The 21,532-nt window shown below is 66.0% G+C and carries 24 protein-coding genes; 11 read left to right on the top strand and 13 right to left on the bottom strand.

The features are described 5' to 3' along the window. Window positions 1-126 precede the first annotated feature (126 nt). A complete protein-coding gene (locus GAK28_RS04565) occupies window positions 127-1,983 on the bottom strand; it encodes a DEAD/DEAH box helicase (protein WP_291775675.1) in 1,857 nt (618 codons plus the stop codon). A gap of 146 nt (window positions 1,984-2,129) precedes the next feature. On the opposite strand from GAK28_RS04565, the gene fghA reads away from it, so the two are divergent. Beyond that, window positions 2,130-2,978: an S-formylglutathione hydrolase gene (gene fghA, locus GAK28_RS04560; RefSeq protein ID WP_291775672.1), complete on the top strand. Its 849-nt coding sequence runs from the start codon at window positions 2,130-2,132 to the stop codon at window positions 2,976-2,978. Continuing rightward, the gene (rimJ, locus tag GAK28_RS04555) at window positions 2,975-3,529 is read left to right on the top strand and encodes a ribosomal protein S5-alanine N-acetyltransferase (RefSeq protein ID WP_291775669.1); all 555 of its coding nucleotides are present in this window, start codon (window positions 2,975-2,977) and stop codon (window positions 3,527-3,529) included. Before fghA ends, rimJ begins: the two co-directional genes overlap by 4 nt. On the opposite strand, the gene GAK28_RS04550 is transcribed toward rimJ, so the two are convergent. From GAK28_RS04550 to GAK28_RS04540, 3 genes are all read right to left on the bottom strand, one after another. Beyond that, window positions 3,526-4,956 (bottom strand): DEAD/DEAH box helicase, encoded by a 1,431-nt coding sequence (locus tag GAK28_RS04550; RefSeq protein ID WP_291775664.1) that lies wholly within the window; start codon window positions 4,954-4,956, stop codon window positions 3,526-3,528. The genes rimJ and GAK28_RS04550 overlap by 4 nt on opposite strands. 295 nt (window positions 4,957-5,251) lie before the next feature. Further along, on the bottom strand, window positions 5,252-5,917 hold the full coding sequence (locus GAK28_RS04545) for a class I SAM-dependent methyltransferase (RefSeq protein WP_291775660.1): 666 nt from the start codon (window positions 5,915-5,917) through the stop codon (window positions 5,252-5,254). A 56-nt stretch (window positions 5,918-5,973) separates the two neighbouring features. After that, complete coding sequence (locus tag GAK28_RS04540) at window positions 5,974-6,330, bottom strand: EF-hand domain-containing protein (RefSeq protein ID WP_291775657.1); 357 nt, start codon at window positions 6,328-6,330, stop codon at window positions 5,974-5,976. Window positions 6,331-6,459: 129 nt separating this feature from the next. On the opposite strand from GAK28_RS04540, the gene GAK28_RS04535 reads away from it, so the two are divergent. Together GAK28_RS04535 and GAK28_RS04530 are read left to right on the top strand one after the other, a co-directional pair. Continuing rightward, complete coding sequence (locus tag GAK28_RS04535; RefSeq protein ID WP_291775655.1) at window positions 6,460-7,695, top strand: MFS transporter; 1,236 nt, start codon at window positions 6,460-6,462, stop codon at window positions 7,693-7,695. 53 nt (window positions 7,696-7,748) lie between these two features. Further along, the gene (locus GAK28_RS04530; RefSeq protein WP_291776028.1) at window positions 7,749-8,237 is read left to right on the top strand and encodes a peptidylprolyl isomerase; all 489 of its coding nucleotides are present in this window, start codon (window positions 7,749-7,751) and stop codon (window positions 8,235-8,237) included. Window positions 8,238-8,352: 115 nt separating this feature from the next. Here GAK28_RS04530 and GAK28_RS04525 read toward each other — a convergent pair whose 3' ends face one another. From GAK28_RS04525 to GAK28_RS04515, 3 genes are all read right to left on the bottom strand, one after another. Beyond that, window positions 8,353-9,045, bottom strand: a complete 693-nt coding sequence (locus GAK28_RS04525) for a DUF4386 domain-containing protein (RefSeq protein WP_291775653.1) — start codon at window positions 9,043-9,045, stop codon at window positions 8,353-8,355. A gap of 158 nt (window positions 9,046-9,203) precedes the next feature. Then, window positions 9,204-9,656 (bottom strand): organic hydroperoxide resistance protein, encoded by a 453-nt coding sequence (locus GAK28_RS04520; protein ID WP_291775651.1) that lies wholly within the window; start codon window positions 9,654-9,656, stop codon window positions 9,204-9,206. A 126-nt stretch (window positions 9,657-9,782) separates the two neighbouring features. Beyond that, the gene (locus GAK28_RS04515; RefSeq protein WP_291775648.1) at window positions 9,783-10,355 is read right to left on the bottom strand and encodes a C40 family peptidase; all 573 of its coding nucleotides are present in this window, start codon (window positions 10,353-10,355) and stop codon (window positions 9,783-9,785) included. A gap of 132 nt (window positions 10,356-10,487) precedes the next feature. On the opposite strand from GAK28_RS04515, the gene GAK28_RS04510 reads away from it, so the two are divergent. The 3 genes from GAK28_RS04510 to hutG all read left to right on the top strand — a co-directional run bounded on the left by GAK28_RS04510 (window position 10,488) and on the right by hutG (window position 14,051). After that, window positions 10,488-11,747, top strand: a complete 1,260-nt coding sequence (locus GAK28_RS04510) for an FAD-dependent oxidoreductase (RefSeq protein WP_291775645.1) — start codon at window positions 10,488-10,490, stop codon at window positions 11,745-11,747. Window positions 11,748-11,895: 148 nt separating this feature from the next. Continuing rightward, a complete protein-coding gene (gene gorA, locus GAK28_RS04505; RefSeq protein ID WP_291775642.1) occupies window positions 11,896-13,257 on the top strand; it encodes a glutathione-disulfide reductase in 1,362 nt (453 codons plus the stop codon). A gap of 17 nt (window positions 13,258-13,274) precedes the next feature. Continuing rightward, complete coding sequence (hutG, locus tag GAK28_RS04500) at window positions 13,275-14,051, top strand: N-formylglutamate deformylase (protein WP_291775640.1); 777 nt, start codon at window positions 13,275-13,277, stop codon at window positions 14,049-14,051. A gap of 36 nt (window positions 14,052-14,087) precedes the next feature. Here the strand turns inward: hutG and GAK28_RS04495 are convergent, their stop codons facing one another. Genes GAK28_RS04495 through asnS form a run of 6 tightly spaced genes read right to left on the bottom strand, consistent with a single transcriptional unit; the run spans window position 14,088 to window position 19,346 of the window. Next, window positions 14,088-14,513 carry a RidA family protein gene (locus GAK28_RS04495; protein WP_291775638.1) on the bottom strand — a complete coding sequence of 142 codons (426 nt, stop codon included), beginning with the start codon at window positions 14,511-14,513 and terminating at the stop codon, window positions 14,088-14,090. Continuing rightward, the gene (locus GAK28_RS04490) at window positions 14,503-15,954 is read right to left on the bottom strand and encodes an aldehyde dehydrogenase (RefSeq protein ID WP_291775635.1); all 1,452 of its coding nucleotides are present in this window, start codon (window positions 15,952-15,954) and stop codon (window positions 14,503-14,505) included. The genes GAK28_RS04495 and GAK28_RS04490 overlap by 11 nt, the downstream gene beginning before the upstream one ends. Before the next feature lie 13 nt (window positions 15,955-15,967). Continuing rightward, complete coding sequence (locus GAK28_RS04485) at window positions 15,968-16,756, bottom strand: SDR family oxidoreductase (protein ID WP_291775631.1); 789 nt, start codon at window positions 16,754-16,756, stop codon at window positions 15,968-15,970. 25 nt (window positions 16,757-16,781) lie between these two features. Beyond that, window positions 16,782-17,114, bottom strand: a complete 333-nt coding sequence (locus tag GAK28_RS04480; protein WP_291775628.1) for a hypothetical protein — start codon at window positions 17,112-17,114, stop codon at window positions 16,782-16,784. A gap of 7 nt (window positions 17,115-17,121) precedes the next feature. Next, a complete protein-coding gene (locus GAK28_RS04475; RefSeq protein WP_291775625.1) occupies window positions 17,122-17,925 on the bottom strand; it encodes a MalM family protein in 804 nt (267 codons plus the stop codon). A 17-nt stretch (window positions 17,926-17,942) separates the two neighbouring features. Further along, window positions 17,943-19,346, bottom strand: coding sequence for an asparagine--tRNA ligase (gene asnS, locus GAK28_RS04470; RefSeq protein WP_291775622.1), 1,404 nt, complete (start codon window positions 19,344-19,346; stop codon window positions 17,943-17,945). A 119-nt stretch (window positions 19,347-19,465) separates the two neighbouring features. On the opposite strand from asnS, the gene GAK28_RS04465 reads away from it, so the two are divergent. From GAK28_RS04465 to rplI, 4 genes are all read left to right on the top strand, one after another. Further along, on the top strand, window positions 19,466-19,792 hold the full coding sequence (locus GAK28_RS04465; protein ID WP_291775619.1) for an iron-sulfur cluster assembly accessory protein: 327 nt from the start codon (window positions 19,466-19,468) through the stop codon (window positions 19,790-19,792). Between the two features lie 213 nt (window positions 19,793-20,005). Next, window positions 20,006-20,410, top strand: coding sequence for a 30S ribosomal protein S6 (gene rpsF, locus GAK28_RS04460; protein ID WP_291775616.1), 405 nt, complete (start codon window positions 20,006-20,008; stop codon window positions 20,408-20,410). Window positions 20,411-20,427: 17 nt separating this feature from the next. Further along, window positions 20,428-20,658 (top strand): 30S ribosomal protein S18, encoded by a 231-nt coding sequence (gene rpsR, locus GAK28_RS04455; protein WP_166946973.1) that lies wholly within the window; start codon window positions 20,428-20,430, stop codon window positions 20,656-20,658. A gap of 106 nt (window positions 20,659-20,764) precedes the next feature. Next, window positions 20,765-21,211 carry a 50S ribosomal protein L9 gene (gene rplI / locus GAK28_RS04450; RefSeq protein WP_291775610.1) on the top strand — a complete coding sequence of 149 codons (447 nt, stop codon included), beginning with the start codon at window positions 20,765-20,767 and terminating at the stop codon, window positions 21,209-21,211. Window positions 21,212-21,532: the final 321 nt, after the last annotated feature.

Below are 21,532 nucleotides of genomic sequence, written 5' to 3'. Positions count from 1 at the left end.
CCCCTCACGTCGTTCCCGCGAAAGCGGGAACCCAGCGCGGGGTGATCGGTTGTCGCGAGAGAGGTGATGCGGCGTTTCCGGCGTTCACATGCAAAAAGCCCGGCACATGGCCGGGCTTTTCGTCGATCAGTAGTCGCGCTTGCGGCGCGGCGGCTTGCCACCGCCGCCGTTGCCACCGGGGCGACCGCCCTGCGGACGGAAGTTGCCGCGCGGACGCTGGCCGCCATTGCCGCCACCACCGTTACCGCTCTGCGGCTGTTCGGTGCCGTCCCACTCCTTGATGTGCAACTGCTGCTGCGCGACCCACACCTTCTTCAGGTGGTTGAAGGTCTCGGCCGGCATGCCGTCCGGGAGGTCGATCAGGCTGTAGTCGTCACGGATGCTGACGCGGCCGATGAACTTGGCTTCGACGCCGCCTTCGTTGGCGATGGCGCCCACGATGTTGCCCGGCTTTACGCCATGGTCGTGGCCGACTTCGATGCGGTAGGTCTTCTTGCCGTTCTCGGTGACGTGAGGACGCGGCTGGCGCATGCCCTCGCGCACCGGGCGACGATCGGCGAAATCGCCGTTGTCGCGCGGACCGCGGTGTTCGCGCTCGCGATCGTATTCACGCGGCGGACGCTCGGTGTATTCGCGCTTGGCCGGCGGTTCGAGCAGCAGCGGCTGGTCGCCCTGGGCGATCTTCGCCAGCGCGGCGGCAATCTCGATCGCCGGCACGTTGTGCTCTTGCTCGTACTTCTCGACCAACTGCTGGAAGAGTCCGAGGTCGCCGGTGGCCAGCGTGTCGGTGATCTTCTGGTTGAACTTGTTGACGCGCGTATCGTTCACTGCCTCGATGGTCGGCAGCTGCATCTGCTCGATCGGCTGGCGCGTGGCGCGCTCGATCTGGCGGAGCAGGTTGCGCTCGCGCGGGGTGACGAACAGGATCGCCTCGCCGTTGCGACCCGCGCGGCCGGTGCGGCCGATGCGGTGCACGTACGACTCGGTGTCGTGCGGGATGTCGTAGTTGAGCACGTGGCTGATGCGCTCCACGTCGAGGCCGCGCGCGGCGACGTCGGTGGCGATCAGGATGTCGAGCTTGCCGGTCTTCAGCTGGTCGATCACGCGCTCGCGCTGGGCCTGGGCCATGTCGCCGTTGATCGCGGCGACGGCGAAACCGCGCGCCTGCAGTTTGCTGGCGAGTTCTTCGGTGGCCGACTTGGTGCGCGCGAAGACGATCATCGCGTCGAAGCTTTCGGCTTCGAGGATGCGCGTGAGGGCGTCGAGCTTGTGCACGCCGCTGACCCACCAGTAACGCTGGCGGATGTTCGCCGCGGTGGTGGTCTTGTTCTTGATCGTGACCTCGACCGGGTCCTTCAGGTAGGTCTGCGCGATGCGGCGGATCGGCGCCGGCATGGTCGCGGAGAACAGCGCCACCTGGCGGCCTTCCGGCGTGGCCTGGAGCAGCTTCTCGACGTCGTCGATGAAGCCCATGCGGAGCATTTCATCGGCTTCGTCGAGCACGATGAAGCGCAGCGCCGACAGGTCGAGCGTGCCCTTGTCGAGATGGTCGATCACGCGACCCGGCGTGCCGACGATGATCTGCGCGCCGCGCTTGAGGCCCTGCAACTGCGGACCGTAGCTCTGGCCGCCGTAGATCGGCAGGACCTGGAAGCCCGGCATGTACGTGGCGTACTTCTGGAACGCCTCGGCCACCTGGATGGCCAATTCGCGCGTGGGGGCGAGCACCAGCGCCTGGGGCTTGCCCGGCTTGGTGTCGATGCGCGACAGCACGGGCAGCGCGAAGGCGGCCGTCTTGCCGGTGCCGGTCTGGGCCTGGCCGATCACGTCGCGGCCGTCGAGCAGCGGCGGAATGGTGGCGGCCTGGATGGGGGAGGGTGTCTCGTAGCCAACTTCGGTCAGGGCGCGGACGACTTTCTCGTCGAGCGCAAGCGCGCTGAAACCGGGCAGGGCCGGAGCGTTGTCTGTATCGGGGGATGTCATGGCGACCTCAGGGGGGGCGCGGCGGCGACGTTCGGCGCCGGGCAGTAATGCCATTGTAGCAGTGAAGTAAGTGTTACGCCTTGGTTTTCGAACGAATTCATGAACGAGGTTAGACTTCCGGGTCAGCTTCAGTTGGGATGGCAGGTATGACGACAATCGAGACGGTTTCCGGGCAGCGTTGCTTCGGCGGAACCCAGGGCTTCTACACCCATGAATCCGAGGCCTGCGGCGGCCCCATGCGCTTCGCGGTCTATCTGCCGCCAGCGGCGGAGCAGGGCCCGGTACCGGTGCTCTGGTACCTGGCAGGCCTGACCTGCACCGCCGAGACCTTCACGATCAAGGCCGGTGCCCAGCGCCTGGCCGCAGAGCTGGGACTGGCCCTGGTCATGCCGGATACGAGCCCCCGGGAGACCGGTATCGCCGGCGCCACCGGGGACTGGGAGTTCGGTGAAGGTGCCGGTTTTTACCTGGACGCCACCGAGGCACCCTGGGCGGAACGCTTCCGCATGTACAGCTATGTGGTGGACGAACTGCCCCGCGTCGTCGCGGAGCACTTTCCGCTGGATATGGGACGCCAAGGCATCTTCGGACACTCCATGGGCGGCCATGGCGCGCTGACGATCGCTCTGCGCAACCCGGGCCGTTTCCGTTCGGTATCCGCCTTCGCACCTATCGTGGCACCGGCGAGCGTGCCCTGGGGCGAGAAGGCCTTTCCGCGCTATCTCGGCGACGACCGCAAGGCATGGAAGCGTTACGACGCGACCGAACTGGTGAAGGACGGCGCCCGTTTCGACGGCACGATCCTGATCGATCAGGGCGAGGCGGATGGTTTCCTGTTGAACCAGTTGCAGCCGCAACGTTTCGAGGCCGCCTGCGAAGACGCCGGGCAAACGCTCGACCTGCGCATGCGTCCGGGCTACGACCACAGTTACTACTTCATCCAGAGCTTCGTCGAGGATCACCTGCGCCATCATGCGGCAGCGCTGGCGCGATGAGCGAACCGGTACGGATACGCACCCAGCGCACGATCATCCGCCTGCTCGATGTCGAGGAGGCGGAGCTGCTTCGGCGCTATCGCGTCGAGAACCGCGAGCACCTCGGCCCCTGGGAGCCCTTGCGCACGGAATCGCATTTCTCGCTGGAAGGCGCGCGGCTCACGATTGAGGCTGGCCTCGAAGCGGCCCGCGCCGACCGGGGTTATCCGTTCGTGGTGCTCTCACCCGACAGCGGCGAGATGATCGCCAGCCTGACCTTTGGCAACGTCGTCCGTGGCGTGTTCCAGGCCTGCCACCTCGGCTATGGCATCTCGCATCGCCACGAGGGGCAGGGATACATGTACGAGGCGCTGGACGCCGCGGTGCGCTACGCCTTCGGTCCGCTGGATTTCCATCGGGTGATGGCGAACTACATTCCGCGCAACGAACGCAGTGCCCGCCTTCTCGACCGTCTGGGTTTCGAGAAGGAGGGCTATGCGAAGCGTTACCTGAAGATCGACGGCCTCTGGGAGGACCACGTCCTCACCGCGAAGGTCCGCGCGGAAGGTTAAGCCTTGTTGGGCGTCGCGGCGGGACCGCCACGACGCTTGCGGCGACGGTTGCCGCCATTGCGGCTGCCCGCGCCTTCGGCACCGGCCGGCGTGGCGTGACCGTGCGCACGATGCGCCGGACGGCCACCCTGCGCGTTGCCGCTGGCACCGCCGCCCTGGCGGCTGCCGGTGCCAGAGCCCTGGCGACCGCCACCGTTACCGCCCTGGCGATTGCCACCGCCGCCGCCACCTTCGCGCGGCTGGCGCTGCTGCTGCTTCGGACGCGGCGCACCGGCGTCCAGGCGCAGCGGTGAGCTGGGCTCGTAGCCGGCGATGTCCACCATTTCCAGGTCGGTCTTGAGCAGGCGACGGATGTCGCGCAGCAGGCCGGATTCCTCGTGGCTGACCAGCGAGATGGCTTGGCCTTGCGAACCGGCGCGACCGGTGCGGCCGATACGGTGCACGTAGTCTTCCGCGACCATGGGCAGGTCGAAGTTGATCACCACCGGAAGCTGGTCGATGTCGATGCCGCGCGCGGCGATATCGGTCGCCACCAGCACCGTGATGCGACCGCTCTTGAAGTCGGAGAGGGCGCGGGTGCGGGCGTTCTGGCTCTTGTTGCCGTGGATCGCCGCGGCGCGCACGCCGGACACTTCCAGGAAGCGCACGAGCTTGTCGGCGCCGTGCTTCGTGCGGCTGAACACCAGCGTCTGCCGACGGCTGTCCTGCGCGAGCAGGTGCAGCAGCAGGTCGCGCTTGTTGGCGGCATCCACCGGATGCACGCGGTGCGTGATCGTGGTGGCGACCGTGTTCGCCGGGGTCGTGGAGACCTCGCGCGGATCGCGCATGAACTGCTGGGCCAGCGCCTTGATCTCGGGCGCGAAGGTGGCCGAGAACAGCAAGGTCTGACGCTTCGCCGGCACCGCCGCGATGATGCGCTTGAGCGCGGGCAGGAAGCCCATGTCGAGCATGCGATCGGCTTCGTCCAGCACCAGTACGTCGACCTTCGACAGGTCGACCGAGCGCTGCTGCATGTGGTCGATCAGGCGGCCCGGGGTGGCGACGACGATATCGACGCCGCGACGCAGGGCGTGCAACTGGTTGCCCATGCCCACGCCACCGAAGATCACGGTGCTGGAGATGCGCAGGTGCTTGCCGTAGTCGCGCAGGTTTTCCTGCACCTGGGCGGCGAGCTCGCGGGTGGGCGTGAGGATCAGGGCGTTGATCGGGCGACGGCCCTCGCGCAGCGGCTGGCTGGCCAGCTTGTGCAGCAGGGGCAGCGAGAAAGCGGCGGTCTTGCCGGTACCGGTCTGGGCGGCGGCCATGAGGTCGTGGCCGGCCAGCACCACGGGGATCGCGGCGGCCTGGATCGGGGTCGGTTTTTCGTAACCGGCCTCGGAAAGGGCGCGCAGCAACGCGGGCGCAAGGCCCAGCGATTCGAAGGACATGGAAAACTCCTGCGTTACCCGAGCGTTCCCTGGAACCGCGCTGCGAGTGATGAATTCGGCGGCCGCGCAGCGCATGGGGCTGGGCTGACCGGTGTCGCGTGCGCTTGTCGGGGGTGGGGGAACGGGGAGGGATGGAATCCCTGCCTGAAGCTCCGCAAGGGAGTCGATAGCGGCGGCACGACCTGTGCAATATACCATATTGCATCGCACAAAGGGGCGCCCTTGTAGGAGCGCGCTTGCGCGCGATGGTCCGGGGCGGTGAGTCGACCGTCCCCCATCGCGCGCAAGCGCGCTCCTACATGGGTTTTTTGGAGGCTGTCATCAGCCAGCTGTTGTAGGGGGTGCGGCCGTACATCGGCTGGAAGGCCACCGTGATGCCGTGCGGTTCCAGGGCCTGGCGGATCTCCTCGGCGCAGGGAAAGTGCTGCGCCCCTCCGGGGATCCAGCCCACCGCCTTGATGAATCGTTCCTCCCAGACGGTGGCGCGGAACCGCCAGGATCCGTCGCGCAGGACGGTGCGCAGGACCAGCACGCCGTCGTCGGCGAGGTGGTCTAGGGCGTAACGCAGGAGGTCGGGCTGGCGCTCGCGGGGCAGGTAGTGCAGCACGTCGAGCAGGGCGACGTGGCCGCGCATGGGCTGGGGCGTGGTGGCGTCGTCTTCGTGCAGTTCGAGCTGGTGGCCCAGATCCGCGTCCCGTGCCGCGATCCGTCCCCGGGCGATCTTCGCTTCGTCGCTGTCGAGGCCTCGGTACCCGTCGAGCACGTCGCAGGCGTGCAGGTAGTGGCCGAGGATGCCCAGGCCGCAACCGATATCCAGCAGCGGCATGCGACGCCCCGCGATGGCGCGTGCCGTGGCCCCGTAGACCGGGTCGCTGGCGAGCTTGCCGAGGATGTAATAGCGATCGCCGGGGCGGGTGAAGCGTGAGGCGATCAGGCGCCGCGTACGGGCGTCGGGAAGCATGGTTCGTCCTTGATGTCGGAAGGGTCGGGCGTGGATGCACGCCCGACCGCAAGATATCAGTGTTGCGTTGGCGCCTTGTTCTTGTTGACGTAGGCGTCGTACTCGCCCTTGTCGACACGGCCGTCGTGGTTCTGGTCGGCTTCGTTGAAGTGGGCGCGAAGCTGCTTCAGCGCTTCGTTGTCCTTGGGCACGTCGCCGCGCTTGATATAGCCCTTGTTGTCCTTGTCCAGGTCGGCGAACGACGGTGCGTCGCCCTGGTCGCCGGCTGTCGGCGTGGACTGGGCGGCGCTTTGCGCGCCGCGTGGCGCAGGTGCGCCACTGGCGCCGGTTTGTTGGTCGGGTTGAGCGCTGGCGGCGCCAGCGAGGAGAAACGCGGTGAGGGCGATGGAACCGATGAAGCGTGCGTGCTGCATGTGAGTCCTCCCTTTGCCTTTGGATGCCCTTGCAGTGTAGCCAGGGCGCGTTATCGCTCCGTCGACGGAGCGTGGTGGGCACCGGTGCTGTGCTAGCCTCGGCGCCGCCGATAGTTTGAGGAATTTCTGATGCCTTTGCCCGCCGCGCTGCGAGAACTCGATTCCACGCAGCGGCATACGGTCCTCGCCAGCTTCCTCGGCTGGACCCTCGACGCCTTCGATTATTTCCTGCTCACCTTCGTGATCACGGCCATCACGAGCGAATTCCACGTCCAGCGCGAGGAAGTCACCTACGGCCTGTTCCTCACCCTGGCGGCACGCCCGATCGGCGCCCTGATCTTCGGGCGACTGGCCGACCGCTACGGACGCCGCCCGGTGCTGATGTTCGACATCGTGCTGTTCTCGGTGCTCGAGGTCGCCTGCGCCTTCGCGCCGTCGATCACCGTGCTGCTGGGCCTGCGCTTCCTGTTCGGCGTGGCGATGGGCGGCGAGTGGGGTATCGGCGCGTCGCTGGCGATGGAGTCCATCCCGGCGAAGTCGCGCGGCTTCGTCTCCGGCCTGCTTCAGAGCGGCTACCCCTGCGGCTTCTTCCTTGCCGCGCTGGCCAACTGGCTCCTCGTGGACCATATCGGCTGGCGGGGCCTGTTCGTGGTCGGCGCGCTGCCCGCCCTGCTGGTGCTGTACATCCGCCGCAAGGTGCCCGAGTCGCCGGTGTGGGAAGGGCGCCGTTCCCAGGTGCGCGAGAGCGTCTTCGTCTCCATGCGCGGGCACTGGAAGCTCTTCGTCTACCTCATGCTGCTGATGGCGGCGTTCAACATGTTCAGCCACGGCTCGCAGGACATGTACCCCACCTTCGTCCAGGACAGCCTGCATATCCCGGGCGGCTCGGCGAAGGCCTTCCTGCTGACGGCGCTGCTCAACCTGGGTGCGCTGGTGGGTGGCCTGACCTTCGGTTCGCTCTCCGAGCGCATCGGCCGGCGCCGGACCATCATGATCGCGGCCGTGCTGGCCATCCCGGTCATTCCCTTGTGGACCTACGGCGGCTCGTTGCTCCTGCTAGGACTGGGCGCCTTCCTGATCCAGGTGATGGTGCAGGGTGCCTGGGGCGTGGTTCCGACCCATCTCAATGAACTCTCGCCCGACGCCGTTCGCGGGACGCTGCCCGGCTTCGCCTACCAGATGGGCAACCTGCTGGCCGCGATCACGGCCACGGCGCAGACCCGGCTGGCCGATTACCACGGCACCGGTCTGGCCTTCTCCATGTCGGTCTGGATCGCCGCCGTGGCGGTCCTGTTGGCCGTGCTGACCTGGTTGGGCCCCGAGGCCCGGGGCGTCGGTTTTGGCAAGGATCGCGGGGCGGCGTGACGGCGACCGGGGCGGCCGCTAAAATGCCCCGTTTTCCTTCGGTAGAAACCAACATGCAGGCTGGCAAGGACAAGGTCATCTCGTTCCACTACTCCCTCTCGGTCGACGGCCAGCAGGTCGAAAGCTCGGTCGAAGGCGGCGAACCGCTGTGGATCCTGCTCGGCCACGGCCAGCTGATCCCGGGCATGGAAGCCGGCCTGGAAGGCAAGTCGGTGGGCGACAAGTTCGATCTCGAGATCGCCCCGGAGCAGGGCTACGGTCCGCGCCAGGAAGGCCAGACTCAGCGCGTGCCGAAGAAGTACTTCCCGAAGCAGGGCAAGGGCCTCAAGGCCGGCGACAGCACGATCCTCTCCTTGAAGGAAGGCGGTCAGCGCGTGGTGGTGGTGCAGAAGGTCGGTTCCAGCGTGGTCGACATCGACCTCAACCACCCGATGGCCGGCAAGACGCTGAACTTCAACATCGACGTGCAGACCGTCCGCGACGCCTCGGAAGAGGAAATCGCCCACGGCCACGCGCATCCGAAGGGCGACGGCGAGCACTGAGCCGCCAACGCTCGACGCATGAAAAACGGCCGGGGAAACCCGGCCGTTTTTTTGTAGGAGCGCGCTTGCGCGCGATCCGGGGGGAGCGTAACCCCCATCGCGCGCAAGCGCGCTCCTACAAAGGGTTGGCGCGAGGCTTCACGCCCATGAGAAGCAGCCACAGGGTGAAGGCGATCTCGCCGAACTGGATGGGCGAACAGATGTCGGACAGCGAGTCCAGACAGGACGGCGCGAGGAAGGCGACGACGCTCTGCGCGATGTAGGCCAGGCCGTTGACGAAAAGCCACGCGCCCAGCAATCGGGGCAGGAAGCCCGAGCGATAGACCAACAGCGCCAACGGTAGCAGCCAGGCACCCCAGAACATTTCCGCCGCGTACACGGTCTGGCCATGCAGGCGCAGGAAGAACAGCGCCAAGGCTTCGCGTTGCGCCTGGCTGAAGGCATCCAGATAAGGTGGCGCATGGATGAGCGTCAGCGCGGCGGCATCGTTGACGGTGTTGGCGAAGTACAGCGCCGCCGGCAACACGCCCCCCAGGATCACGACGGCACGGCTCATGCCTTCGTCCACCGACAGCAGCAATCGGCGCAAGGCGAGGGTGATGAAGATCATCAGCAGGCCAGCCGCCATGTCGGCCACGATACCCAGTCGGAACAGCGTTGCCTGTTCGGCGATGTTGCGCGCGGTCGCGGCGGGATCGCCGCCGACGAACAAGGTGTCGGGGATGTAGATCAGCCGGATCGGCGCGACCAGGATGAGCAGCAGGAACAGCGAGCCTGCGATCCGGGCCTGCCGGCTTGAGGGGTGCATGACGGATCCTTTCGCATGGCGGTGCGCGGCAATGTGCGCCGGGTCGGGATCGCTGGGGTGTGCCGGAAGTCGGGGATGTCACGCACGGCGTGGCATCGATTCAGAAATGAAAAACGGCGCCCGAGGGCGCCGTTTCGATCTCACCAGGAAAGGCAGGCTTACGCCACGGCCTTGCCGTTGACCGACACGTCCACGTCGACATTGCCGCGGGTGGCGTGCGAGTACGGGCAGACGTCGTGGTGGGCGGTCTTCACGATGTCGTGGGCGGTGGCGTCGTCCACGCCCGGCAGGCTCACTTCGAGCTTGACCTGGATGGCAAAGCCCGAGCCTTCGCGCGGACCGATACCGACGCTGCTGGACACCGAGGCGTCGTCGACCTTGACCTTCTTCTGGCCGGCGACGAACCGCACGGCACCTTCGAAGCAGGCGGCGTAGCCGGCGGCGAAGAGCTGCTCCGGGTTGCTGCCGCCACCGGCGCCGCCCATTTCCTTCGGCAGGCGCAGCTGCAGGTCGATCAGGCCGTCGTCGCTCTTGACGTGACCTTCGCGGCCACCGGCGACCTTGGCGTGGGCGGTGTAGACGATCTTCTGCACTTTCGAGAGGTTGCTCATGTCGTGGTCCTTTGTCGTCAGGGAGGAGGGCGTCGGCGTTTGCCGGGCCATGGGTAATATCTAAGTACGCAATTAAATCGCGTGCAATTTAATTGATGTGACACATGTCTCGTTGTTGCCAACCGTTCAGTTAAGGACGCGGCGTCCGTAGACGAAGTTGTCCTTCCAGTAGGCGCCGTCGAGGTTGTCGAGTCGTACCGTACCGCCCGAATTGGGCGCGTGAACGAAGCGACCCTTGCCCACGTAGACGCCCACGTGGGTGACGTGACTACGGCCGAAGAACACGAGGTCGCCGCTGGCCAACTCCGTTTCACGGATTTTCGGCTTGTCCAGGGCGGCCATTTCCGACGACGTGCGCGGCAGCTTCATGCCGGTGGAGGTCAGGTAGATGTAGTTGATGAGTCCGCTGCAATCGAAACCGCCCGCGGGGGTGTTGCCGCCCCAGCGATAAGGCGTGCCGACCAGGCCGATGGCTCGGAACAGGACGTCGTTGGCCGCGTCCGGCGGCGGCGCGAGGGCGGCCTTGGTGGACCAGTTGAGGTTCTTGGCCAGGGGCACGGCCGAGGCCGGGTTGTTGCGCTGCGAGGAGGACGGACGATGCGGGCTGCTGCCACACGCGGCCAGCAGCGCGACCCCGGTCGCGAGGACGAGGACGCCCAGCGGACGGAGTGAGCTACGGAAGGTGGTGGTGGCACGCATCGGGCGTTTCCCCTGTCAGGATCGGCATGGGGAGGTTATCAAATCAATAGGTTGCATGGAACACCTCGTAAAATGCACGAATTCAGGTCGCGGACAGCCCGCCGTAGACGGCCGGAACGTTAAACTGGGGGGATGGATAGATCCCGAAGCGACGTATTGATCATGGGCGGCGGCGTGATCGGCCTGGCCTGTGCGCTTTACCTGCTCAAGGCGGGCGCCTCCGTCCGTGTCCTCGAGCAGGGGCTGCCCGGCAACGGCAGCTCGCATGGCAATTGCGGCACCATCACGCCCAGCCACGCCGGCCCCCTGACCATGCCGGGCATGGTCGGCACGGCGTTACGATCGATGTTCCGTCGCGATGCACCGCTGTACGTGAATCCCCGTCCCGACGTGACCCGGGCGGCGTGGCTGCTGGGTTTCGCGCGACGCTGCACCTGGGGCGATTACCAGCGGGCAGGCGAGGCGCGTGGGGCCATCCTGGCCCGTTCCCAGGCCTTGCTCGGCGATCTCATCGCCAACGATGGCCTGGCTTGCGAGTTCGAGGAGGTGGGCGAACTCTATGTCTACCGCGAACAGGCCACGCTGCGAAGCGACCGCGCCCATGTCGACCTGCTGCGCAAGCTGGGCATGGATGTGCGCGTGCTGGATGGCGACGAGGTGCTGGGCCTGGAGCCTGCTTTGCGCGAGGGCGTGGTCGGAGGGTTGATGCATCCGGGTGATGCTCGGCTGCGCCCCGATCGCTATGTTGCCGAGCTGGCCCGTCGCGTACGGGAACTGGGCGGCGCCATTGAGACCGGCGCGCGCGTGGACGAATTCGTATTCGACGGCCCCCGGGTGTCGCATGTGCGCACCACGGGCGGTGTCTTCAGCGGCGACCGTGTCGTGATGGCGCTGGGAGCCTGGTCGCCCTTGATCGGGCGGTTGCTGGATATTCGCTTGCCCATGCAGCCAGGCAAGGGCTATTCGCTGACCTGGGAGCGTCCGCCGGAACGTCCGCCGCATCACTCGCTGGTGCTGCGCGACGCCGCGGTGTGCGTCACGCCGTGGGCTTCGGGTTACCGTCTCGGCAGCACGATGGAATTTTCCGGTTTCGCCGAAGGCCTCAACGAGATTCGTCTCGGCGCTTTGCGACGCGCCGCCGCGTCCTATCTGCATGAGCCGGAGGGGCAGGGCGAGGTCACGCCGTGGTGGGGCTGGCGCCCGATGAGCGTGGACGAGGTGCCGATCATTGGCCCGAGTTCGGTGTGGTCGAACCTGGTCTACGCCACCGCGCACGGGATGCTGGGCATCAGCATGTCGGCGGCGACGGGTGAACTGGTGGCGAACCTGCTCGCCGGCCCGGCGCCTGCGCTCGATCCGACACCGTATTCGCCGGCACGCTTCGGCCTCTAGGCGATCGCGCGCAAGCGCGCTCCTACAGGGCGGCGTTTGTAGGAGCGCGCTTGCGCGCGATTCGACGACGCGGCCACGAAATGCGCTTGCGCGCGATCCACATCGTATTTGCTAGGGTGGGGTATCCCCATTCCCCAAGGAGCGACGCATGACCGTGGAAGCCTTCGATCTCATCGTGATCGGCGGTGGCTCGGGTGGACTCGCGACGGCGATCCGGGCCTCGAAGCATGGCGCGAAGGTCGCGCTGCTTGAACCCAAGGACCTGGGCGGTACCTGCGTCAATGTCGGTTGCGTGCCGAAAAAGGCGATGTGGTATGCCGCGCAGATGGCCGAGGCGCAGTACATCGCGGCCGACTACGGTTTCACCGACGAACCGGGCAAGCTTGACTGGCCGCGCTTCATCGAGCGCAGGCAGGCCTATATCGATCGCATCCACGTGAGCTACCAGCGCGCGCTGGACAACGGCCACGTGACCTTGGTGAAGGCCATGGGACACTTCCTCGCACCGGACCGCATCCAGGCCGGCGAGCGTGAGCTGACGGCGCCGCATATCGTGATTGCCACGGGTTCATCGTCGAACTGTCTCGACAAGCCCGGGTTCGATCTCGGCATGACCTCGGACGGCTTCTTCGACCTGCGCGCCTGTCCTCGACGCACCGCGATCGTCGGTGGCGGCTACATCGCCGTGGAGCTGGCCGGTGTGCTTCGCGCGCTGGGTAGCGATGTCGACATGTACGTGCGCGGGCGCCTCATGGGCGGTTTCGACGAGGAGATGGCCTATGGTCTCGGCGAGGAAATGGGGCAGCACGGCATCCGCGTGCACTACACCTGCGAGATCGAGGCCGTGCATGAAAAGGACGGCATGCTCCTGCTCGATTGCAGCCGTGGCGATCATCCGGGTCCGTACGACGCGCTGATCTGGGCGGTAGGACGCCACGCCAACACGCATTCCCTGGGTATCGACCGCATCGGTCTGGTGACGGACGAAAACGGTCACGTCCAGATCGATGACTGGCAGAACACGAACGTGCCGGGTGTCTACGCCGTGGGCGACGTGACCCAGCGTATGGCGCTCACGCCCGTCGCGGTGGCCGCAGGGCGCAAGCTGGCCGATCGCCTGTTCGGCGGCAAGAAGGACGCGAAACTCGACTACGAGAACATCCCCAGCGTGGTCTACTCGCATCCGCCGCTCGGCACCTGCGGCATGTCCGAGCAGCAGGCGCGCGAGCGCTACGGCGCCGACGTACACCTGTACAAGCAGTCGTTTGTGCCGATGCAGCTGGCGCTGGCCCAGCGGCCGATCACCACGCGCTTCAAGCTCATCTGCGTCGGCGAGGATTCGCGGATCGTGGGCATGCAGATGCTGGGCCCGGGGGTGGACGAAATCCTCCAGGGCTTCGCCGTGGCCATCAAGATGGGCGCCCGCAAGTCCGACCTGGACGCCACGCTGGCCATCCACCCGACCTCGGCGGAGGAAATGGTGCTCATGGGCGATCGCGTCCCCGGTTGAGGAGTAAAATGGCGGTCATGGACTCCTATACCCTTCATCGCGGCACCGCGCCGCTCCTGGTCAGCCTGCCGCACAACGGCAGTTTCATTCCCAAGGACATCGAGGCGCGCATGAAGCGCCCGGCGCGCCATTCGGCCGACACCGACTGGCACGTGAAGGAACTCTACGAGGTGGCGCGCGGCCTTGGCGCCAGCATCCTCGTGCCGGTGGCGTCACGCTACGTGATCGACCTCAACCGGCCTTCCGACGGGCATGCGCTCTATCCGGGCCGCAAGGAAACCGGCCTGGTGCCGACCATCCAGTTCGACGGCAACGACATCTACCGCCCCGGCGCGGAGCCGACGGCGGACGAGGTCGGCGAGCGCGTCAAGCAGTGGTGGAAGCCATATCACGCGGCGCTGCTCGACGAGGTTCGCCGGCTTCGCAAGAAGCATGGTCGCGTGGTGCTGTGGGAAGGCCACTCCATCCGCAGTCATGTGCCCATGCTGTTCGATGGCCGGCTGCCGGACTTCAACCTCGGCACCGCCGATGGCGCAAGCTGCTCGTCCGCCCTGCAGGAGCGCATCACGGCGCTGCTGGGCGCGCAGAACGATTACTCGTGGGTGGTGAACGGTCGCTTCAAGGGTGGCTACATCACGCGCAACTACGGACGGCCGGAAGAGGGTGTCGACGCCGTGCAGTTGGAGTTGTCGCAGATCAACTACATGGACGAGGACAGCTTCGCCTATCTGCCAAAGAAGGCGGCGAGGGTGCAGGTGTTGATCGAGGCACTTCTGAAAACATGCCTCGTGTAGGAGCGCGCTTGCGCGCGATCGCGCGCAAGCGCGCTCCTACGACGCAGAGATCGCCGCGATGCACTTGAGTTCGATGGCGATCTCCGTCGGCAGCGCATTCACCTCGACGGTGGTCCGGCACGCGTCCACGCCCTTGAATGCCTCCGCGTACAACCGGTTGTAGACCGCGAAATCGCGCTTCATGTCGGTGAGGAACACGGTGACGTCGACCAAATCTTCCCAGCGCGCGCCACTGGCCTCCAGCACGGCGCGCACGTTGGCGAACACCTGCCGGCACTGCGCCTCGATATCGTAGGAAAGCAGGTGGCCGTGCGCGTCCGACACGTTGCCCGGGATGCCATTGTTGCCCGGCATGCGCGGCCCCACGCCCGAAAGGAAGATCAGGTCGCCGACGCGTCGGGCATGAGGATAGGCGCCGACCGGAGCCGGCGCGCGATCGGCGCGGATGATGTCATTGGCCATGGGAAATACAGACGTTCCTGGCTTCTGTGAAGAATCGAAGGGCTTCGACACCGCCTTCGCGGCCGACGCCCGACTGCTTGCTGCCTCCGAACGGCGTGCGCAGGTCGCGAAGCATCCAGCAGTTGACCCAGACGATGCCGACATCGAGCCTGGCCGCTACACGATGCGCCCGCGAGAGGTCCTGTGTCCACACCGAGGCGGAGAGACCGTAGGGCGTACCGTTGGCGATTGCCAGCGCCTCGGCTTCGTCTTCGAACGGAATGAGCGTGACGACGGGGCCGAAGATTTCCTCCTGGTTCGTCGCCGCCCCGGGCGGCAGGCCCTCGATAACGGTGGGTTCCACGAACCAGCCCTCGGCGCAGCGACCCTCGACCGTCGCGCGCTGGCCGCCGGTGAGGATGCGACCGCCTTCGTCTCGTGCGCGTTCGATACAGGCGATGACCTTGTCGAAATGCGCCCGGGACACGAGGGCGCCGAGATCGCTATTCGGTGATGCCGGGTCGCCGACGCGAAGCGCACGCACGCGGCGCAGATAGTCGTCGCGGAAGCGCTCGTAGATGCCGCGCTGCACGAGAAGGCGCGATCCGCACAGGCAGATCTCGCCCTGGTTGGCGAAGCCTGAACGGACGATGGTCGCCATCGACGCATCGGAGAGGTCGGCATCGTCGAAGACGATGGTGGGATTCTTTCCTCCCAGTTCCAGCGACACCTTCTTGAGTTTTGGCGCCGCCGCCTTGGCGATGGCCACGCCGGTGCGCGTGCTTCCCGTGAACGAAATCGCCTTCACCGTATCGTGCATGACGATTGCCTCGCCGACGGCGGGGCCGGTGCCGTGCACGATATTGAACACACCTGGCGGAAAGTCGGCCTCGGCGACGAGGGTGCCGAGCAGCCATGCGGTATACGGCGTGATCTCGGAAGGCTTGGAGACCACGGTATTGCCGGCGGCCAGCGCTGGCGCGACCTTCCAGGTGAACAGATAAAGCGGCAGGTTCCAGGGGCTGATGCAGCCCACCACGCCCAGCGGCAAGCGCAACGTGTAGTTGATGGCGCCTTGTTCCATCGCATGGGATTCGCCGGGCCACTGGCCGATGGCGGCGGCGAAGAAGCGCAGGTTGGCGATGGCGCGCGGGATGTCGAGCGAGCGGGCGAGGGCAAGCGGTTTGCCGCTGTCCTGCGATTCGGCGGCGGCGAAAGCCTCCAAGCGCGTTTCGATGAGGTCCGCCAGCCGATACAGGCAGCGAGCGCGCGTCTCGGCGGGCGTGGCGGCCCAGCCGGGTGCGGCCCTCGTGGCGGCGTCCACCGCGTCGGCGACATCGGTCGCGTCCGAGTCGGGGCAGCGGGCGAAGGTGCGGCCGATGGATGGATCGACGATGTCGAGGTATCGGCCTTCGCGAGGAGCGCGCGCCTGGCCGTCGATGAGGTTGGCGAGCATCAGCATGGCATATCTCCCTTCAGCTCAGGCTGCGCGTGCGGCCGCCGTCCACGGCGATGCTGGTGCCATTGATGTAGCCGGCCGCCGGGCTCGCGAGAAAGGCGACGAGCGCGGCGACCTCGGCGGGATCGCCGAAGCGGGCCGCGGGCACGCTGGCGAGCAGGCCGCGTTCCACCTCGTCACGCGTACGTCCCGACTTCACGCTGGCTTCCACCAGCGATTCGAGGCGATCGGTGCGGGTATAGCCGGGCAGCACGTTGTTGACGGTGATGCCATCGGCCGCGACTTCGCCGGACAGGGTTTTCGCCCAGCCGGCCACCGCGGCGCGAATGGTGTTGGAGACGCCCAGGTTGGGGATGGGCTCCTTCACCGACGTGGAGATGATGTTGAGTACCCGACCGTAGTGCGCGTCGCGCATGCCTGGCAGGCAGGCGCGGGTGATGACCTGGGCGGAGACGAGGTGCTGCCGGAACACGGTGAGGAAGGTGTCGGGTTCCGCGCTCCAGAGCGGGCCTCCCGGCGGTCCGCCGCTGTTGTTCACGACGATGTGCACCGCGTTGTCCTTCACCACCTCCGTGACGGCGGCGGTGAGGGCGTCGGTGTCGAGCATGTCCACGGCGACGTGGCGATGACGTTGTCCCGCGTGCGTGGCGGGCAGCTCCGTGGCGAGGGCCTTCAAGGCCTCGGCGGAACGGGAGAGCAGGGTGACGCTGGCGCCCAGCTCGGCCAGCTCGAAAGCCGTGGCGCGGCCGATCCCTTGCGATGCGCCGCAGACCAGCGCGTGACGACCGGTGAGGCGAAGATCCATGCGAACTCCCTCGGTGGCGGGCGGGTCAGCCCTGTTTTATCGCCCACCACTGTAGCGCCATCGCGGCGAACCAGCACGGCCACGCCAGCCATGGGGTGCGCTGCCACCATCCCTGCCAGCGGGTGAGCGTCGCGTCGTCGAACAGGGCGGGGGCATCCGAGCGCAGCACGCGACGGACGCGCAGCCAGTTGGCCATACCGTTCGGACGACCGGTGTCCGCTTCGACGATGGTCTTCCAGTGCTCCGGATAGCGCTTGCGCAGCACGGCGGTGAAGCGCCACTGCGCGATGAAGTGCAGCACGAAGAACGCGATGGCGCCGAGCAGCAGCAGGAGATAGAAAATAACCGTGGTCTGCATGGCTGGATCAGCCGCCTTTTTCTTTCTTCTTCTTGTCGTCGCCGAGGAGATCGGTGGTGACGACGTCGCGAAGGGTGGAGATGACGCCATTGCCTTGCTGCGCCTTGGCGCAGACCGCGTTATTGATGGCTTTTTTGTAGGTGTCGTTCTGCATGCCCACGAACAGCACGCCGTCCGGGCCATGGGGAATCTTGAAGCTGCCCGCCGAGTTCATCTTCACGGGCGCCTCGGCCGAGAAGGTGGTGGGCGATTGCTCCCAGTAGGTCTGGCTCTGCTGCTGCTTGGCGGAGGAATACACCACCAGGTAGCGGGCCTTGTCGTCATCGACCTTGAACTTGCCGAAGGCGCCCGTCGTCTCGCTGGTCCAGCCGATGTATTCGCAGAGCTGGATGTCTTCCGAGCGCAGCGGCTGGAACGCGTCGTCGAGCACCACCATCGTCGGCGCGAACAGGTAGCTGGAACTCAGCCAGCGACCGTTGAGTTCGGACTTGAGCGCGATGGTGTAGGGCAGTTGAGCGCCTTGCGGCAACCGGAAGGCCAGGAAGTAGCTGCGGTCGCCGTTGAGGTTGGCGACCGGGCTGTCCTTGCTCAGTTCAAAGCGCTGCGGCTGCCACGGCAACATGTCCTGGTAGGACAGGTCGGCGAAGCTGCCGCAGCACGGCGACGCGTCTTCCAGCGTCTTCCGCGCCGTGGTGATGCCGCCGTTGGGATTCTCGGGCGGACGGAAGTTGGGCGGCACGATCGTGCGGCACGCGCCCAGGACAACCAGGGCGGCGGTGAGAAGGACGATACGGGGGGCGGAAGGGAGCATGGGCGTCTTGAGGGGCTTTAAAACTCGGCACTCCCTGCCGCACGGGGATACGGGATGGCGTCGCGGATGTTGGCCAAGCCGCAGACATAGACCAGCAGGCGCTCGAAGCCCAGGCCGAAGCCGGCGTGGGGCACGGTGCCGTAGCGGCGCAGGTCGCGATACCAGTTGTAGGTGTCCTTGTCGAGGTGGAACTGGTCCATGCGGCGGTCGAGGTAGTCGAGGCGCTCCTCGCGCTGCGCGCCACCGATGATCTCGCCGATGCCCGGAGCCAGGACGTCCATGGCGGCCACGGTCTTGCCGTCGTCGTTCAGGCGCATGTAGAACGCCTTGATCGCCTCGGGATAGTTCATGACGACCACAGGACGGCCGATATGTTCCTCGGCGAGGTAGCGCTCGTGCTCGGTCTGCAGGTCGATGCCCCAGGCGACCGGGTGCTCGAACTTCTTGCCCGACTTCTTGAGGATTTCGACGGCGTCGGTGTAATCGATGCGCTCGAACGGCTTGGCGATGAAGTCTTCCAGGCGCTTGATCGTGCCCGGCATGACACGCTCGTCGAAGAACGCCATGTCGTCGGGGCGCTCGTCGAGGATGGCCTTGAAAATGCCCTTCAGGAACAGCTCGGCGAGATCGGCGTTGTCGTTCAGGTCGGCGAAGGCCACCTCGGGCTCGACCATCCAGAACTCCGCCAGGTGGCGCGTGGTGTTCGAGTTTTCGGCACGGAAGGTGGGCCCGAACGTGTACACCTTGCTCATGGCCAAGGCGTAGGCCTCGACGTTGAGCTGGCCGGACACGGTGAGGAAAGCCTCGCGACCGAAGAAGTCCTTCTTCCAGTCGATGCCGCCCTTGTCGTCGCGCGGCAGGTTGGCCAGGTCGAGCGTGGACAGGCGGAACATGTCGCCCGCGCCTTCGGCGTCGGACGTGGTGATGATCGGGGTGTTGATCCAGAAGAAGCCCTGCTCGGTGAGGATGCGGTGGATCGCCGTCATCATCGTGTGGCGCACGCGGGTCACGGCGCCGAACAGGTTGGTGCGCGGACGCAGGTGGGCGACCTCGCGCAGGAACTCCATGGAGTGCTGCTTGGGCTGGATGGGGTAGGTGAGCGGGTTCTCGACGAAGCCGGTGACTTCGATCTTCGTGGCCTGGATCTCGAAGGCCTGGCCCTTGCCCTGCGAGGGGACGAGCTTGCCGGTGACGATGAGGCCGGCGCCGGCCGAGAGGTGCTTCACCTCGGTCTCATAATTGGAGAGATCGGCGGTGGCGACGACCTGGATGGGGGCGAAACACGAGCCGTCGCTCACATTCACGAACGACAGGCCGCCCTTGGACTCGCGCAGGGTACGGACCCAGCCGCGAACCGTGACTTCCTGATCCGCCGCGGACGTGCCACCGGCGAGGGCCTGCTTGACGCTTACCACCGTCATCGATTGAAACTCCAGAAAAGGCGCCACACATAGGCGCATATGAGCCGACCCGGCATGATAGTGTAACGGTCGGCTGAACGGCACCGTTCGCCGATGTACCACGCACGGAAAACGCTTTCATGACCATCCAGATCACCCCCGCCGCCTCCGACCGCATGCGCGCCTTCCTCGCGAAGTCGCCCGACGCCGTGGGCGTCCGTTTTTCGGTGAAGCGGATGGGCTGCTCGGGCTTCGGCTACGTGGTTGACCTGGCCGGCGCCGTCGCCGCCGACGACGAGGTCATGGACCTCGACGGCATTCGCGTGGTCGTCGACCCCAAGAGCCTGCCTCTGGTCGACGGCACGGTCATCGACTTCGAGCGCCAGGGCCTCAACGCCTCCTTCGTGTTCCACAACCCCAACGCCACGGGCGAGTGCGGTTGCGGGGAGTCGTTCACGGTCGCCTGAGCCTGCCCTGGTAGGAGCGCGCTTGCGCGCGATCCGGCCTGCCGCTAGCCCCCATCGCGCGCAAGCGCGCTCCTACAACAGCGTGGGCTTGCCTTAAGTTCTGGTTTCTCCTTACAATGCACGGCTACCTCTCCGTCCGGAGGGGTTTCTTGCCTCACCGGTAACCCCGGGAGGCTGCCATCCCCGAAAGGGGTGCATCCACAAGGAGCCACCATGCGTCATTATGAAGTCGTGTTCCTGGTCCACCCGGACCAGAGCGAACAGGTGCCCGCCATGATCGAGCGTTACAAGACGCTGATCGAAGGCGACAACGGCAAGATCCACCGTCTCGAAGATTGGGGCCGCCGCCAGCTGGCCTACCCGATCGACAACCTCGCCAAGGCTCACTACGTGATGCTGAACATCGAGGTTTCGCAGAACGCCCTGAACGAGCTCGAGACGGGTTTCCGTTTCAACGACGCCGTCCTGCGCCATCTGACGATCCGTCGTGACGAAGCCGACACCGAGCCGTCCTTCATCCTCAAGAGCAAGGAAAAGGACGAGCAGAAGGGTTCGCGTCGCCGTGACGACGAGAGCCGCGATAGCGACAACGACAACGATCGCGACAGCGACGACTAATCCGGGGATCTGAAGCCATGTCCAAGTTTTTCCGTCGCCGCAAGTTCTGCCGTTTCACCGCTGAAGGCGTGAAAGAGATCGATTACAAGGATCTCAACACCCTCCGCCAGTACATCACCGAGAACGGCAAGATCGTCCCGAGCCGCATCACGGGTACGAAGGCCCGCTACCAGCGTCAGCTGGCGACCGCCATCAAGCGCGCCCGCTACCTGTCGCTGCTGCCGTACACCGACAACCACGACGTCTGATTCAGGACGCCCCCTCCGCAAGGTTGGGGGCATCCCTCAGGCATTTTCGGACAACCGTCCTGGCTGCGCGGGGCCACACCCGTGCTAACGAAAGAAGGAATATCCCATGGAACTCATTCTCCTCGAGAAGGTAAAGAACCTCGGCAACCTCGGCGACAAGGTCACCGTCAAGCCGGGTTACGGTCGTAACTACCTCCTCCCGACCGGCAAGGCCGCTCGCGCCAACGCCCAGAACATCGCCGCGTTCGAAGCCCGTCGCGCCGAGTACGAAGCCAAGGCCAAGGAGCAGCTCTCCGGTGCCGAGGGTCGTGCCGCCAAGCTCGAAGGCGTCGAAGTGACGATCGCCGTGAACGCCTCGCCGGAAGGCAAGCTGTTCGGCTCGGTCACGCCCCGCGACATCGCCGAAGCCCTCACCGCGCAGGGTCAGGAAGTCGACAAGAGCGAAGTCATCCAGAGCGAAGGCCCGTTCCGTAATGTCGGCGAGTTCGAAGTCGTCGTCAGCCTGCACGCCGACGTGCAGCAGACGGTCAAGGTCAAGGTCGTCGGCGCGTAAGCTCCGCACCACCGTTGATTCAGAAGCGGGCGCCCCCTGGGGCGCCCGTTTTCTTTGGTGCGCAGGAGGCCGCGAAGGCTTTTAGCTCGTCGTTCCTGTGAAAACAGGAACCCAGCGCCCCGGTTCGCCAGTAAGGCGAGAGCGTCGCATCGGCTTTTACGTAGGGGACCTCGACGCGACAACCGATCGCCCCGCGCTGGGTTCCAGCGTTCGCTGGAACGACGGTAGGTGGGGTGCGGCGGCTTTTAGCTTGTCGTTCCTGTGAAAACAGGAACCCAGCGCCCAGGTTCCCGATTTTCGTGAATAAGCCCCATCGGCGCT

This window comes from Luteibacter sp. (genome assembly GCF_009912395.1).
In the GTDB taxonomy this organism is placed as follows: domain Bacteria; phylum Pseudomonadota; class Gammaproteobacteria; order Xanthomonadales; family Rhodanobacteraceae; genus Luteibacter.
This window is presented reverse-complemented; position numbering and strand designations above follow the sequence as displayed.

What these genes read in the sequence shown, in the direction of transcription:
- GAK28_RS04465 (WP_291775619.1), top strand. Translation starts at nt 19,466, where the DNA reads ATGACCATCCAGATCACCCCCGCCGCCTCCGACCGCATGCGCGCCTTC.
- fghA (WP_291775672.1), top strand. Translation starts at nt 2,130, where the DNA reads ATGACGACAATCGAGACGGTTTCCGGGCAGCGTTGCTTCGGCGGAACC.
- GAK28_RS04485 (WP_291775631.1), bottom strand. Translation starts at nt 16,756, where the DNA reads ATGGATCTTCGCCTCACCGGTCGTCACGCGCTGGTCTGCGGCGCATCG.
- asnS (WP_291775622.1), bottom strand. Translation starts at nt 19,346, where the DNA reads ATGACGGTGGTAAGCGTCAAGCAGGCCCTCGCCGGTGGCACGTCCGCG.
- GAK28_RS04550 (WP_291775664.1), bottom strand. Translation starts at nt 4,956, where the DNA reads ATGTCCTTCGAATCGCTGGGCCTTGCGCCCGCGTTGCTGCGCGCCCTT.
- GAK28_RS04540 (WP_291775657.1), bottom strand. Translation starts at nt 6,330, where the DNA reads ATGCAGCACGCACGCTTCATCGGTTCCATCGCCCTCACCGCGTTTCTC.
- GAK28_RS04490 (WP_291775635.1), bottom strand. Translation starts at nt 15,954, where the DNA reads ATGCTGATGCTCGCCAACCTCATCGACGGCCAGGCGCGCGCTCCTCGC.
- gorA (WP_291775642.1), top strand. Translation starts at nt 11,896, where the DNA reads ATGACCGTGGAAGCCTTCGATCTCATCGTGATCGGCGGTGGCTCGGGT.
- GAK28_RS04475 (WP_291775625.1), bottom strand. Translation starts at nt 17,925, where the DNA reads ATGCTCCCTTCCGCCCCCCGTATCGTCCTTCTCACCGCCGCCCTGGTT.
- GAK28_RS04510 (WP_291775645.1), top strand. Translation starts at nt 10,488, where the DNA reads ATGGATAGATCCCGAAGCGACGTATTGATCATGGGCGGCGGCGTGATC.
- rpsR (WP_166946973.1), top strand. Translation starts at nt 20,428, where the DNA reads ATGTCCAAGTTTTTCCGTCGCCGCAAGTTCTGCCGTTTCACCGCTGAA.
- GAK28_RS04565 (WP_291775675.1), bottom strand. Translation starts at nt 1,983, where the DNA reads ATGACATCCCCCGATACAGACAACGCTCCGGCCCTGCCCGGTTTCAGC.
- rpsF (WP_291775616.1), top strand. Translation starts at nt 20,006, where the DNA reads ATGCGTCATTATGAAGTCGTGTTCCTGGTCCACCCGGACCAGAGCGAA.
- GAK28_RS04515 (WP_291775648.1), bottom strand. Translation starts at nt 10,355, where the DNA reads ATGCGTGCCACCACCACCTTCCGTAGCTCACTCCGTCCGCTGGGCGTC.
- GAK28_RS04535 (WP_291775655.1), top strand. Translation starts at nt 6,460, where the DNA reads ATGCCTTTGCCCGCCGCGCTGCGAGAACTCGATTCCACGCAGCGGCAT.
- GAK28_RS04495 (WP_291775638.1), bottom strand. Translation starts at nt 14,513, where the DNA reads ATGGCCAATGACATCATCCGCGCCGATCGCGCGCCGGCTCCGGTCGGC.
- rplI (WP_291775610.1), top strand. Translation starts at nt 20,765, where the DNA reads ATGGAACTCATTCTCCTCGAGAAGGTAAAGAACCTCGGCAACCTCGGC.
- hutG (WP_291775640.1), top strand. Translation starts at nt 13,275, where the DNA reads ATGGACTCCTATACCCTTCATCGCGGCACCGCGCCGCTCCTGGTCAGC.
- rimJ (WP_291775669.1), top strand. Translation starts at nt 2,975, where the DNA reads ATGAGCGAACCGGTACGGATACGCACCCAGCGCACGATCATCCGCCTG.
- GAK28_RS04480 (WP_291775628.1), bottom strand. Translation starts at nt 17,114, where the DNA reads ATGCAGACCACGGTTATTTTCTATCTCCTGCTGCTGCTCGGCGCCATC.
- GAK28_RS04545 (WP_291775660.1), bottom strand. Translation starts at nt 5,917, where the DNA reads ATGCTTCCCGACGCCCGTACGCGGCGCCTGATCGCCTCACGCTTCACC.
- GAK28_RS04525 (WP_291775653.1), bottom strand. Translation starts at nt 9,045, where the DNA reads ATGCACCCCTCAAGCCGGCAGGCCCGGATCGCAGGCTCGCTGTTCCTG.
- GAK28_RS04520 (WP_291775651.1), bottom strand. Translation starts at nt 9,656, where the DNA reads ATGAGCAACCTCTCGAAAGTGCAGAAGATCGTCTACACCGCCCACGCC.
- GAK28_RS04530 (WP_291776028.1), top strand. Translation starts at nt 7,749, where the DNA reads ATGCAGGCTGGCAAGGACAAGGTCATCTCGTTCCACTACTCCCTCTCG.